This is a genomic window from Sulfitobacter sp. R18_1, assembly GCF_017743915.1.
Lineage (GTDB): Bacteria > Pseudomonadota > Alphaproteobacteria > Rhodobacterales > Rhodobacteraceae > Sulfitobacter > Sulfitobacter faviae.
Window position 1 is genome coordinate 101,480 of sequence record NZ_JAGHRG010000013.1, and the last position, 12,448, is coordinate 113,927.

General features: G+C 62.1%; 16 protein-coding genes and 1 rRNA gene. 8 read left to right on the forward strand and 9 right to left on the reverse strand.

Annotated features, from left to right (window positions below; all coding sequences use genetic code 11):
- The first annotated feature begins 115 nt into the window (after positions 1-115).
- Positions 116-1,093, forward strand: coding sequence for a response regulator (locus J7392_RS21575; RefSeq protein ID WP_209219365.1), 978 nt, complete (start codon positions 116-118; stop codon positions 1,091-1,093).
- A 52-nt stretch (positions 1,094-1,145) separates the two neighbouring features.
- Here the strand turns inward: J7392_RS21575 and J7392_RS21580 are convergent, their stop codons facing one another.
- Both J7392_RS21580 and J7392_RS21585 read right to left on the reverse strand, forming a co-directional pair.
- Positions 1,146-1,514, reverse strand: coding sequence for a hypothetical protein (locus J7392_RS21580; RefSeq protein ID WP_348540723.1), 369 nt, complete (start codon positions 1,512-1,514; stop codon positions 1,146-1,148).
- A gap of 1 nt (position 1,515) precedes the next feature.
- Positions 1,516-1,755 carry an Lrp/AsnC family transcriptional regulator gene (locus J7392_RS21585; RefSeq protein ID WP_007120503.1) on the reverse strand — a complete coding sequence of 80 codons (240 nt, stop codon included), beginning with the start codon at positions 1,753-1,755 and terminating at the stop codon, positions 1,516-1,518.
- A 159-nt stretch (positions 1,756-1,914) separates the two neighbouring features.
- Here J7392_RS21585 and hisB point away from each other — a divergent pair, with 159 nt between their 5' ends.
- Complete coding sequence (hisB, locus tag J7392_RS21590; protein ID WP_209219366.1) at positions 1,915-2,502, forward strand: imidazoleglycerol-phosphate dehydratase HisB; 588 nt, start codon at positions 1,915-1,917, stop codon at positions 2,500-2,502.
- A 4-nt stretch (positions 2,503-2,506) separates the two neighbouring features.
- Complete coding sequence (gene hisH / locus J7392_RS21595) at positions 2,507-3,145, forward strand: imidazole glycerol phosphate synthase subunit HisH (protein ID WP_209219367.1); 639 nt, start codon at positions 2,507-2,509, stop codon at positions 3,143-3,145.
- Between the two features lie 180 nt (positions 3,146-3,325).
- Here the strand turns inward: hisH and J7392_RS21600 are convergent, their stop codons facing one another.
- A complete protein-coding gene (locus J7392_RS21600) occupies positions 3,326-3,715 on the reverse strand; it encodes a DUF2147 domain-containing protein (RefSeq protein WP_209219368.1) in 390 nt (129 codons plus the stop codon).
- 129 nt (positions 3,716-3,844) lie between these two features.
- Here J7392_RS21600 and hisA point away from each other — a divergent pair, with 129 nt between their 5' ends.
- From hisA to J7392_RS21615, 3 genes are read left to right on the forward strand one after another with little or no spacing between them, the layout of a single operon-like run.
- Entirely contained in the window at positions 3,845-4,564 is a 720-nt protein-coding gene (hisA, locus tag J7392_RS21605) for a 1-(5-phosphoribosyl)-5-[(5-phosphoribosylamino)methylideneamino]imidazole-4-carboxamide isomerase (protein ID WP_209219369.1), read from the forward strand.
- A gap of 3 nt (positions 4,565-4,567) precedes the next feature.
- Positions 4,568-5,329 (forward strand): imidazole glycerol phosphate synthase subunit HisF, encoded by a 762-nt coding sequence (gene hisF, locus J7392_RS21610; protein ID WP_067265192.1) that lies wholly within the window; start codon positions 4,568-4,570, stop codon positions 5,327-5,329.
- Positions 5,326-5,634 (forward strand): phosphoribosyl-ATP diphosphatase, encoded by a 309-nt coding sequence (locus J7392_RS21615; protein WP_209219370.1) that lies wholly within the window; start codon positions 5,326-5,328, stop codon positions 5,632-5,634. Before hisF ends, J7392_RS21615 begins: the two co-directional genes overlap by 4 nt.
- Here the strand turns inward: J7392_RS21615 and J7392_RS21620 are convergent, their stop codons facing one another.
- Positions 5,635-6,048, reverse strand: a complete 414-nt coding sequence (locus J7392_RS21620) for a CoA-binding protein (RefSeq protein WP_209219371.1) — start codon at positions 6,046-6,048, stop codon at positions 5,635-5,637.
- Positions 6,049-6,242: 194 nt separating this feature from the next.
- Here J7392_RS21620 and J7392_RS21625 point away from each other — a divergent pair, with 194 nt between their 5' ends.
- Both J7392_RS21625 and J7392_RS21630 read left to right on the forward strand, forming a co-directional pair.
- The gene (locus J7392_RS21625; protein ID WP_209219388.1) at positions 6,243-7,496 is read left to right on the forward strand and encodes an acyl-CoA dehydrogenase family protein; all 1,254 of its coding nucleotides are present in this window, start codon (positions 6,243-6,245) and stop codon (positions 7,494-7,496) included.
- Between the two features lies 1 nt (position 7,497).
- Positions 7,498-8,274, forward strand: a complete 777-nt coding sequence (locus J7392_RS21630; RefSeq protein ID WP_209219372.1) for an SDR family oxidoreductase — start codon at positions 7,498-7,500, stop codon at positions 8,272-8,274.
- 6 nt (positions 8,275-8,280) lie between these two features.
- On the opposite strand, the gene J7392_RS21635 is transcribed toward J7392_RS21630, so the two are convergent.
- The 5 genes from J7392_RS21635 to rrf all read right to left on the reverse strand — a co-directional run.
- Positions 8,281-9,156 carry an acyl-CoA thioesterase II gene (locus J7392_RS21635; RefSeq protein ID WP_209219373.1) on the reverse strand — a complete coding sequence of 292 codons (876 nt, stop codon included), beginning with the start codon at positions 9,154-9,156 and terminating at the stop codon, positions 8,281-8,283.
- 85 nt (positions 9,157-9,241) lie between these two features.
- A complete protein-coding gene (locus J7392_RS21640) occupies positions 9,242-10,276 on the reverse strand; it encodes a phosphotransferase family protein (RefSeq protein WP_209219374.1) in 1,035 nt (344 codons plus the stop codon).
- Positions 10,273-11,265: a nitronate monooxygenase family protein gene (locus tag J7392_RS21645; RefSeq protein WP_209219375.1), complete on the reverse strand. Its 993-nt coding sequence runs from the start codon at positions 11,263-11,265 to the stop codon at positions 10,273-10,275. Before J7392_RS21645 ends, J7392_RS21640 begins: the two co-directional genes overlap by 4 nt.
- A 33-nt stretch (positions 11,266-11,298) precedes the next feature.
- Positions 11,299-12,117, reverse strand: a complete 819-nt coding sequence (locus tag J7392_RS21650) for an SDR family oxidoreductase (protein ID WP_209219376.1) — start codon at positions 12,115-12,117, stop codon at positions 11,299-11,301.
- A gap of 220 nt (positions 12,118-12,337) precedes the next feature.
- Positions 12,338-12,448, reverse strand: a 5S ribosomal RNA gene (gene rrf / locus J7392_RS21655); the annotation flags it as partial.

A 12,448-nucleotide genomic window follows, 5' to 3' on the forward strand; every position in this document is an offset into this window, starting at 1 on the left:
GGCACAAGGTATTGGTGCAGAAGCGTCACAATTTCGCCGGGTTTATACGACTAGATATGAACAGATTATAAAGACACCCGGACTGCCCGTCTGCCCCACGAAAGAGGTGCCAAAAATGAAAATTCTTGCTGTCGACGATGACCCATTTATCCGCGAATTGCTGCCCGTTGTGTTCCGCGAAGCCGAGTACCCCCATTTGACATTGGCCGCCTCCGGCACTGCCGCTCTGGAACTGCTTGAAACCACCAAAGAACATTTCGACTGCCTGCTCTTGGACATCGAGATGCCCGAGATGGACGGCATCACCCTATGCCGCCGCATCCGCACGCTGGAAGCCTATCAGGACACGCCGATCCTAATGGTGACATCGCGCGCCGACGCGACCGCGATCGAAAGCGCCTTTGCCGCCGGGGCCAACGACTATGTGACCAAACCTTTCGACGTGAAGGACATTGCAACCCGCGTGCATATCGCCGAGCGCATGTTGGAGAACACCCAACGCGCCCCGCGCCTTGATCCGCAGCATTTGAAAGACGCGGGCGAGCCCGGTGTCCACGATTTTGCGCTGGCCGATCCTGTGCATATCAATGGGGTCGATCAATTGGTGCTGCCCTTCTCCTTGGGCAATTACCTGTCGCAGCTTTCGCGCCAACACCTTGATATCTGTCAGGTCTTCGCGGCCAAGATCGAACATATCGATGAGCTTTACGCGACCTGCAACACCGGCGAATTCGCCCGCGCCATCGCCGCTGCGGCCGAGGCCATTTCGCGCGTGGTCGATTGCCCCCAACTGCTGATGACCCATAACGGATCCGGCACGCTGCTGTGCATCGTGACAGGTGACAGCCTGCCCGCTTGGCCCGAGATCGAGGTGCTCATCCAAGGGGAGCTGGACGGTATGGACCTGCGCCATGACGACAACAGCCCGATGGCGGTGATGCTCTCCGTCGGGGGGCCGATCCAGCCCAATGCCAGCCGCACTCAGCGGGTCAGAAAGACATTCGACCGCGCCATTCGCCGCGTGGCGATGCGGCAAAAGGTCAAGCTCGACACCCCCCCGACCGAGAAACCCTCCGTCTCCGCCGCCCATTGACGACAAGGCAATCGCCTCAAGAAAAACCCGCCTCATGGGCGGGTTTTCGCATTCAGTTGATGGGGAATTGCACCAAACAGCGTTCGGCGATGCGGCGGTAATCCTCAAGCGTGTCAGGCACGCTGCGCCGGTCGCGCATCACCTCCATCGCGGCGCGTTTCTGCGCCCAGGTCCCTTCAACATGACGATCAAGAATGCGCACGGTCACGCCCAGCATCACATTCTTCTCCCCCTCGCCAATCAACTCCGCCGCGGAAAGTGCCACCGCCGTCAGCGCCAACGTATTGGCACAGCGCAGGGCCGCGGCTTCGCGCCCCTCATAGACCCGCGTGCCCGCCGAGGCTGCACCAGAAGAGGCCACGAGCGCGGCGATCGACAAAACAGAACAGACGGCTGCTGTCAGGATAAACCGGCGCGCCACCTCAAAAGACCTTGAACGTCATCGTGGTCAAAGACCGCTCGATGCCTTCGATGTCCAACAGATTGTCATTGATGTAGACGCCCACATCTTCGCCCTTGGGAATATAAAGCTTCATCAACAGGTCATATTCGCCTGAGGTGGAATAAAGTTCGGAATGGATTTCGCGCAGGGCGATCTCTTCGGCCACACGATAGGTCGTGCCCGGTCGGCAGCGGATCTGGATGAATACGCAGGTGGTCATGTCGCGCCTCTTTCTGGGATTTGGTTCAAGCTGACATATGGGCCCTGCCCCCGCAATCCCCGATCGCGCTGCCCCTGCCCAAAGGCGTTTCACCGCTTGGGCTTGGCGCGGCGGCAGGCCCTGCTATAAGGGCGCAGCAATTGCCTTCGGAGATGCCCCATGCGTCGCAGCACCCTGACCCGCACCACTGCCGAAACCGACATCACGGTCGAGATCAACCTCGACGGCACCGGCAGCTATGACAATGAAACCGGCGTCGGCTTCTTTGACCATATGCTCGACCAACTCTCGCGCCACTCGCTGATCGACATCAAGGTGCGTGCCAAGGGCGATCTGCACATCGACGATCATCACACCGTCGAAGACGTCGGCATCACGCTGGGCCAAGCATTGACCCAAGCGCTCGGCGACAAACGCGGCATTCGCCGCTACGGCTCCTGCCTGCTGGCGATGGACGACGCACAAATCCGCTGCGCGCTCGACCTCTCCGCGCGGCCCTTTCTGATCTGGAACGTGGATTTCCCCACCAGCAGCATCGGCAAGTTCGACACTGAACTGGTCCGCGAGTTCTTCCAAGCGCTGAGCACCCACGGCGGCATCACCCTACATGTCGACGCGCTCCACGGGTTCAACAGCCACCACATCGCCGAAGCCACTTTCAAATCCGTTGCCCGCGCCCTGCGCGAAGCGGTAGAGACCGACCCGCGCAAAGCGGACGCCATCCCCTCCACCAAGGGTGCCTTGTAAACCAATGCTCACAGCAATCATCGACTACGAATCCGGCAACCTGCACTCCGCGCATAAAGCCTTCGAGCGTATGGCCCGCGAGCATGACGCAGGCGAAGTCATGGTGACCTCGGATGCCGAGGTCGTGGCCCGCGCCGACCGTCTAGTCCTCCCCGGCGATGGCGCTTTCCCGGCCTGTATGGCCGCCCTGAAAGGGGCTGGCGGTCTCTATGATGCGATGGTCGAGGCGGTCGAGGAAAAGGGCCGCCCCTTCCTCGGCATCTGCGTCGGCATGCAGCTGATGGCCAGCATGGGCCGCGAATATGAAGACACCCCCGGTCTGGGCTGGATCGATGGCGAGGTGACCCAGATCACCCCGAAAGACCCGAAGCTCAAAGTCCCCCATATGGGCTGGAACGACTTGGTGATCGACCACGACCACCCGGTCTTCGAAGGGCTGCAAACCGGCGATCACACCTATTTCGTGCACAGCTACCACATGGCCGTCGCCAACCCCGCCGAACGTCTGGCCCATATCCAATACGGCGGCGAAGTCACGGCGATCATCGGCCGCGACACGATGCTGGGCATGCAGTTTCACCCGGAGAAAAGCCAAACCACCGGCCTGCGGCTGATCTCGAACTTCCTGACTTGGGCGCCTTAACCCACGCCGCGTCTATTGAAACGTCGGAAGGTATTTAAGAAAGGATGAAGATGAAGAAAGACCCTCTTCAACTTCATCCTTTTACAAATACCTCTGCGCTGTGCTTTCCTCACGCAAAACGCAAAGAAGGCGCGAAGGTCTGGCCCCGCGCCTTCCGACCTTGGCAGACGTGAACTGCCCTTACTTGATGCGCGCCCAGGTCTGTTTCGAGCAGATCAGCCCGCCCGCGACGCAGCCCGAGAGCTTCAGCGAGTTGCCTGAGACGTTCATCTTTCCGATGTAGATTTTGCCGTTCGACGGGCGCCAGACTTTACCGGCGTATTTGCCGCCGCCCTGAGGCTTCATGTCGATGACGAGCGTTTTGCCGATATTGGGAGATTTATATTCGCCGCTGCCGTTGAAGGTGCGCGCGATGGTGCCGCAGATTGCCCCGCCGCAGGGGGCCATTTTGACATGCGCATAGGCGCCGTCGTCCACTTGCGTTTTCCAAGTACCGACTGCCGGATCCGCGGCATGGGCGGCGCCGGTCAGGCCAAGGCCCAGAAGGGCCGCTGCAAAAAGCTGTTTCATGATCTCTCCTCCCGATCTGGCTTTAGTGTTAGCCACAACTCTCAATCGGGCAAGACTGACCTAGGGTCGCGTTGCAAAATCCCTGGCGACGTGCAAAAGGAAAGCGACTTCTCTAACAAGGGCCCGACCATGATCCTTTACCCCGCTATCGATCTCAAAGACGGTCAGGCCGTGCGCCTTGTGCATGGCGACATGGACCGCGCCACCGTTTTCAACGACGATCCCGCCGCACAGGCGCTTAGCTTTGTTGAAGCGGGCTGTGATTGGCTGCATCTTGTTGACCTTAATGGCGCTTTTGCCGGGACCCCGGTGAACGCCGCCCCGGTGGAGGCGATTTTGAAAGCCTGCAAGGTGCCTGCGCAATTGGGCGGTGGCATTCGCGATATGGCGACGATCGAGGGCTGGTTGGATAAGGGCCTCGCGCGGGTCATTCTGGGCACCGTGGCGGTTGAGAACCCCGAACTGGTTCGCGAGGCGGCGCGCGCCTTTCCCGGGCAGGTTGCCGTGGGGATCGACGCGCGGAATGGAAAGGTCGCGACCAAGGGTTGGGCGACCGAGACCGATGTCATGGCCACTGACCTCGCGAAATCCTTTGAGGACGCGGGTGTGGCTGCGATCATCTACACCGATATCATGCGTGATGGCGCGATGGGCGGGCCGAATGTGGAAGCGACAGCCGATCTGGCGCGGGCCGTTTCGATCCCGGTGATTGCCTCGGGTGGGGTCTCGTCGCTTGAGGACCTCGCCGCGCTGCGTGATACGGGCGTTATCGAGGGCGCGATCTCGGGGCGCGCGCTTTATGATGGCGCGATTAATCTGGCCGACGCCATGAAGATGTTGAAGGGCTGAGCCATGCTAAAGACCCGCATCATCCCCTGTCTCGACGTGGCCGATGGCCGCGTGGTGAAGGGTGTGAACTTCGTCGGCCTGCGTGATGCGGGCGACCCCGTGGATGCCGCGATCGCCTATGATGCGGCGGGGGCGGATGAGCTTTGCTTTCTCGACATCCACGCCACCCATGAAAACCGCGGCACGATGTTCGATCTGGTCACCCGCACCGCCGAGCATTGCTATATCCCGCTGACCGTGGGCGGCGGCGTGCGGACCGTGGCTGACGTGCGGGCCTTGCTGTTGGCGGGGGCCGATAAGGTCAGCTTCAACTCCGCCGCCGTGGCGAACCCCGATGTGATCGCCGAAGCGGCGGATCACTTTGGCAGCCAGTGCATCGTCTGCGCGATTGACGCCAAGACCGTAAGCCCCGGCAAATGGGAGATTTTCACCCATGGCGGGCGCAAGCCCACGGGCATCGATGCCGTGGAATTCGCCCGCACCGTGGCCGCAAAGGGCGCAGGTGAAATCCTGCTGACCTCGATGGACCGCGATGGCACCAAACAGGGGTTCAACCTGCCGCTGACCCGCGCCATTTCCGATGCCGTGTCGGTGCCGGTGATCGCCTCCGGTGGGGTCGGCAATTTGGATCACCTTGTCGATGGGGTGATCGAAGGTGGTGCCTCGGCGGTGTTGGCCGCCTCCATCTTTCACTTTGGCGAATATACCGTGCAGGAGGCCAAACAGCATATGGCCGCCGCAGGCATTCCAATGAGGCTTTCATGACACTTGATGACCTATACGCCACCATTCTGAGCCGTAAAAACGCTGATCCTTCAAGCAGTTGGACCGCGCAACTGCTGGCCAAGGGGCCAGAGAAATGCGCTGAAAAGTTCGGCGAAGAGGCGGTCGAGGCAATCATCGAGGCGGTGAAGGATGACCGCAAAGGTCTGACCTCGGAAGCCGCCGATGTGCTCTACCACCTGTTGGTGATGCTGGCCGCGCGGGATGTACCGCTAGGCGATGTGCTGGATGAGTTGGCCCGGCGGCAATCGTCCTCCGGCATCGCCGAAAAGGCCGCGCGGAAATAATCAGCCTAGCAGGCGCGGGATTTCCACCTTGGGGCAGCGGTCTTGGATCACATCCACGCCGCGTGCTTCGGCCTTGGCCGCCGCTTCAGCATTGGTGATGCCCATTTGCATCCAGATGGTCTCAAGCTCGGGAAAAGCCTCCAGCGCTTCGTCCACGACGGGGGGCACATCCTCGGACCGGCGGAAAATATCAACCATTTGCACCGGCGGGTCGATCTCGGCCAGAGTGGCGACGATGGTCTTGCCAAAGACTTCCTTGCCCGCGTGCACCGGGTTTACCGGCACCACGTCATACCCCTTTTGTGCAAGGTATTCAGCGACATAGTGGCTGGGCCGCGCCGGATTTGGGGAAACACCGACCACCGCGATGCGGCGGGTGCGGGTGAGGACGTCTTTGATCAATGCATCTGTCATAGGCTGAACTTAAGCGCCTGCGCGCGGGTTTCAACGGCTTAATGACGTGGCGTAAAGCCTGCCGCCCCCTGCCCGCGATTGGCAAGGCCGCGGCGATTGCATAGGCTCCCCCCAAAGGGCCGCCTGTGGAGGAACCGGGCAGCACCGCGAACCATCATCACCGGGAGCATAGGATGATCGATCAGACTTTGGATATGAACAATCTCGAAATGTCGGAGAAGGCCAAGCCACTGATGGCGGCGGTCATCAAGCACATCCGCGAGAATGTCGATCCGATCACCGAAGAGTTCTTTCGCCTTGGCGAAGGCCGCGCCGACCGCTGGTCCTATGCGCCCGGTCAGTTGGAATTGCTCGACGGGGCCAAGCAAAAAGCGCGGGAGGCGGGATTGTGGAACTTCTTCCTGCCCAATGCCGAAACCGGTGAGGGGCTGGCGAACCTCGATTACGCCTATATCGCCGCCGAACTGGGCAAAAGCCCGCTGGCGCCGGAAAGCCTGAACTGCTCCGCCCCGGATACCGGCAATATGGAGGTGTTGGAGCGTGTCGGCACGCCCGAGCAGAAAGAGCGCTGGCTGAAGCCGCTGCTGGCCGGCGAGATCCGCTCGGCCTTTGCGATGACGGAGCCTGATGTCGCCTCTTCGGATGCGCGAAACATCTCGACGAGCGCGGTGCTGGATGGCGACGATTGGGTGATTAATGGCGAGAAGTTCTATATCTCGGGCGCGGGCGATCCGCGCTGCAAGATCATGATTGTCATGGTGAAAACCTCCCCCGAGGCCGAGACTTTCCGCCAGCAGAGCCAGATCCTCGTGCCCATGGACACGCCGGGGGTGGAAATCCTCGGCCCGATGCATGTCTTTGGCCATGACGACGCCCCGCATGGGCATATGCATATCCGCTTCACCGATGTGCGCGTGCCGCGCGAAAACGTGCTTTGGGGCGAAGGGCGCGGGTTCGAGATCAGTCAGGTGCGGCTTGGGCCGGGGCGGATTCACCACTGCATGCGCTCGATCGGGGCGGCGGAAAAGGCGCTGGACCTGATGATCGAACGCGGGCTGGGGCGCGAGGCTTTTGGCAAGAAGATCATCGACCTCGGCAAGAACATGGAAACGATCAGCCGCGCGCGGATCGACATCGAAGCGATGCGGCTGATGGTGTTGAAAGCGGCCAAGGCGATGGATGTCTTGGGCAATAAAGAGGCCCGCATCTGGGTCAGCATGATCAAGGCGCTGGTGCCGGAAAAAGCCTGCGAGATCATCGACGCCTCTATGCAGGTGCATGGGGCGACGGGTATGAGCCAGTGGAGCCCGCTTTCGGGCATGTACACGTGGCAGCGCGCGCTGCGCTTTGCCGATGGGCCAGATGAGGTGCACCATCAGGTGATCGCCCGGGCCGAGGTGAAGGCCTTTCAGGCGTCGAACGCGCGCGGCTCTGGCAGCGACAGCTGATATGGATCTCGCGGGCCGCGTCATCGTCATCACCGGGGCCGCCAGCGGCATCGGGCGGGCCTTGGCGCTGCGCTTTGCTAGGGAAGCGCCTGCGCATATCGTCTGCGTGGACATCGACAGCGCGGGGGCCGAGGCGACGGCGGCTGAGGTCGGCGGCACGGCCTTCCGCGTCGATGTCGCGCGAGAGGCGGAGATCGTCGCGCTGATCGACAGCGTCGAGCGTGATATCGGGCCGATTGATCTTTTCTGCTCCAACGCCGGGATCTCGGTCGAGGGCGGTGTCGAAGTGCCGGATGCCGAGTGGCAGCGCATTTGGGAGATCAACGTGATGAGCCATGTGCGCGCAGCGCGGCATCTGGTGCCGCTGATGCGGGCGCGCGGGGGTGGCTATCTGCTCAACACCGCCTCGGCGGCGGGGCTGCTCAATCAGGTCGGCGCGGCGCCTTATGGGGTCACGAAACACGCCGCCGTGGGCCTCGCCGAATGGCTGGCGATGAGCTATGGCGACGACGGGATCAAGGTCTCTGTGCTCTGCCCGCAGGCGGTCCGGACTGAGATGATGCGCGGGCTGGAAGATCATGTCGCCGCGATTGACGGCATGTTGGAGCCTGAGCCGGTGGCCGAAGCCTGCGTGCAGGCGATCCGCGATGAGGTCTTTCTGGTGCTGCCGCATCCGCAGGTGCGCGACTATATGCAGGGCAAAGCGCAGGATTATGACCGCTGGATCGGCGGAATGCGCAAGCTGAACCGGCGCTTTGGGGCGGCGAAAGACAGCTAGCGGCCCCTAGCTCTCCCCCTTGGGCCGGATCGGGCGCAGCAGCCCCTCCTGCGCCACGCTGGCCACCAACTGCCCGTTTTGATTGTAGATCATCCCACGGTTGAACCCCCGCGCCCCGCCGGTAAAGGGCGCGTCCAGCGCATAGAGATGCCATTCGTCAAAGCGGATCGGCGCGTGAAACCACATGGCGTGGTCAAGGCTGGCCGTCATCACCTTGCCCTGAAACCACGTCAGCCCATGGGGCCGCAGAGAGGAGCCGAGCAGGTTCATGTCCGAGGCATAGGCCAGCAGCGCGTGCTGCATCACTGGGTTCTGCCCTTCGGCGGCCCCCATGCGGAACCACAGATAGTTGCGGTCGGTTACCTTTTCGGGCGTCATGAAATCGCGCGGCTCGACCTCTCGGATCTCAATGGGGCGCTCGCGCAGGAAGTCCCCACGGTATTTCTCGGGCAGCTTCTCGGCAAAAGCCTCGCGCAATTCGGGCCGGTCGGGCCAATTTTCCGGGGCAGAGACCTGCGGCATCTCATGCTGCCAATCAAACCCCTCTTCTTCGACCTGAAAAGAGGCGGAGAGGTTCAGGATCTGCTTGCCATGCTGGATCGCCACCACACGCCGGGTCGTGAAACTGCCCCCATCGCGGGCGCGGTCGACCTGATAGATCACCGGAATTTTCGGATCCCCGGGCCGGATGAAATAGGCATGAAGCGAATGACACGCCCGGTCCGGCACCGTCCGGTAAGCCGCCATCAGCGCCTGCGCGATGACGTGACCGCCGAAAATCCGCATTGAGGTCTCACCGCCAGCACCCGTGCCCCGAAACAGATCGACCTCAAGCTGTTCGATATCCAACAGATCAAGCAATTGCCGCGCAGCGTTGGTCATGGGTCATCCTTTCGGGCCGGGGTGTTTCGGCCCTAGCAACAGGTTTTCACCGCAAAGCTCAAGCGCCAAACGCCCCGCCGCCCGCTCAGCGGTCGCGATCCAGCGCCTCCAGCCCATGGCGCGCAAAAACCGGGACGTATTGCCCTAATTTCAACCCGTATTCGGGGTTCGAGGCGTTGCCTTCCAAAGCGCGTTTCAGCACGCCTTGAATGATCGCCGCCATGCGGAAAAAGCAAAAGGCGAGGTAATAGCCGAAATTGTCGATGCCCTTCAGCCCGCGCCTGCGGCAATAGGCGGCGATGAATTCGGCATCGGTGGGCAGGCCAAGCGCCTTGCGGTCCACCCCGGCCAAGCCGCGCCCCTCGGCCCCCACCGGCATCTGCCACTGCATGATAACGGCGGCCAGATCGGCAAAGGGATGGCCGATGGTCGACAGTTCCCAATCCAAAACCGCACGGCAGGCGGTGCCATGGGTGTCGAAGATCATATTGTCGATCCGGTAATCGCCATGCACCAACGTGCGCTGCCCGTCGTCCTCGGGCAGCTCGGCGCTGAGGCGCTGCATCAGCCTATCCATATCCGGCTGCGGCTCGGTCTCCGACGCGCGGTATTGTTTCGACCAGCGCGCCGCCTGCCGCTCGAAATAGTTACCCGGCGGGCCGTAGTCTGACAGCCCCGCCGCGTCGATATCAACCTCATGCAGCGCGGCCAGCACGCCATTCATCTCATCCATCACCGCGCCGCGCTCTGCCGGGGTAAGCTCTGGCAGCGTGGGGTCATTGAAGTTGCGCCCCGGCACATGGTCCATGACATAGAACATCGAGCCGATGACGCCCTCGTCTTCGCAAAGCAGGTGCATCCGCGCGACCGGCACCTGACTGTCCGCCAAAGCCTTCTGCACCCGAAACTCCCGATCAACCGCATGGGCCGATTTCAACAGCACCCCCGGCGGTTTGCGACGCAGCACATAGTCATGCGCCGGAGTCGAAAGCAGGAATGTCGGGTTGGATTGCCCGGCCTGAAACTTCGTGACCTCCAACGGCCCGGCAAAGCCCGGCAGGTTCGCCTCCAACCAGCGGCAAACGGCGTCTTCGTCTAGGGTTTGGGTATCCGTGCTCACTGTGCGAACTCCGCTGCCAACCTTGCGCCAGCGGCGCGATACTCCGCCTCGATACGGTCCACCAAGTCGGCCGCGCCGCCGATCTCTTTGACAGCGCCAATCCCCTGCCCCGCGCCCCAGATTTCCTTCCACGCCTTGGGTTTGGACGATCCCGAGCCGAAGTTCATCGAAGAAGCATCCGCCGATGGCAGGTTGTCCGGGTCCAGCCCCGCCGCCTCGATCGATGGGCGCAGATAGTTGCCCGACACCCCGGTGAAGAGCGACGATGTCACGATGTCATCCGCCCCGCCCGAGACGATCATATCCTTGTAGCCCGGCACGGCGTTCGCCTCTCGCGTGGCGATGAAGGCCGAGCCCATATAGCCCAGATCGGCACCCATGGTGCGGGCCGCCAACAGCCCCTCGCCCGTGGCCAAGGCCCCGGAAAGCAAAAGCGGCCCGTCGAACCATTCGCGGATTTCGCGGATCAGCGCGAAGGGCGACTGCGGCCCCGCATGGCCCCCGGCCCCCGCCGCCACGGCAATCAGCCCATCCGCGCCCTTCTCGATCGCCTTGCGCGCGAAACGGTTGTTGATGACGTCATGCAGCGTCACCCCGCCACAGGAATGTGCGGCCTCGTTCACCTCGACACGCGCGCCAAGCGAGGTGATCCAGATCGGCACCTTATGTTTGACGCAAATCTCAAGATCACGCTCCAGACGCGCGTTCGACCGATGCACGATCTGGTTGACCGCGAAAGGGGCCGCGGGCCGGTCGGGGTTCTCTTGATTGTGCTTGTCCAAGGCTTCGGTGATCTGGGTCAGCCAAACATCCAGCAAGGGCGGCTCGCCCTCTGCCTCCCGCGCGTTTAGCGCCGGGAAAGACCCGACGATCCCCGCCTTGCACTGCGCGATGACCAGCTCGGGCCCCGAGAGAATGAACATCGGCGAGGCGACCAGCGGCAGGCGCAGGCCGCGCAGAGCTTGGGGTAGATGGCTGTCGTCACGCATATGGGGTCTCCGTTCGGGGTCTATCGTTCGGCATCACAATGCCTTTTCAAAAATATTCGGTCCCGACATCACATTGATGCCGCCGCTGACCGGGATCACGGCCCCGGTGACATATGCGCCGCCGCGTCCGCAAAGAAACAGCATGCAGCCTGCGATATCTTCATCCCGCCCAACACGGCCAAGCGGGACATCCTGCCCCACCGCGGCCCGCGTCTTCTCATCGCCCGTGGCGAATGCCGTCATGCGCGAAACGAAGGGCCCCGGCGCCAGTGCGTTCACGGTGATCCCTTCCCCCGCCAATTCCTTGGCGAGGATTTTACTCAAATGAATGACTGCCGCCTTGGACGCGGCATAGCTATAGGCGCCGTCGCCCATCTCGCGCTCCCCCATGACCGACCCGACATTGACGACCCGCGCGGGATCATCCGCCGTGGCCCCGGCGCTGAGAAGCGGCAACAGCTTTTGCGTAAGATCGAAAAGGCCCGCGACATTGACGCCCATCACCTTGTCCCAAGCCCGGTAAGGGAACTGCCCCAAGGGCGCGCCCCAAGTCACGCCCGCGTCGTTCATCAAAATATGCAGCCGATCGCTGCGTGCCTGAACCTCAGCCACGAGCGCATCCACACCAGCCTCAGTCCCCACATCGCCCGCGAAACCCTCCGCGCTGCCCCGTGCACCAAGCGCATTCAGTTCATCGGCCACCGCCGCGCAGGCCTCTCCGTTCCGGCTGGCCAAAAGAACCCGCGCCCCAGCCCGCACCAAAGCCTCCGCCGCCATCCGCCCGATGCCCGTGGCCCCGCCGGTGATTAACGCGGTCTTTCCCCCCAAGCCAAAGAGCGTCTCAATATCCATGCCCCGCCTCCCAACGTCGACTGTCGCCGCTACTCTGACAGGGCTTCGGGCAGCGTCAAGCGGATGCCAGAAGCAGGCCCCGGTAACCGGGCGTCATATGGTTCTTGCAGGTCGGGAGATTACCCCCCTCAAACACAAAACCGCCGCAGCATTGAGCTGCGGCGGTTTTGTTATTCTGATCATCGTCGAGAGATACTGTTGTGATCTAGGAACTTATTAGGTTTGGCGATGACCTACTCTCCCACGTCTTAAGACGCAGTACCATCGGCGCTACGGCACTTAACGGCTGGGTTCGGGATGGGACCAGGTGTTTTGCTCGCGCTATGATCAC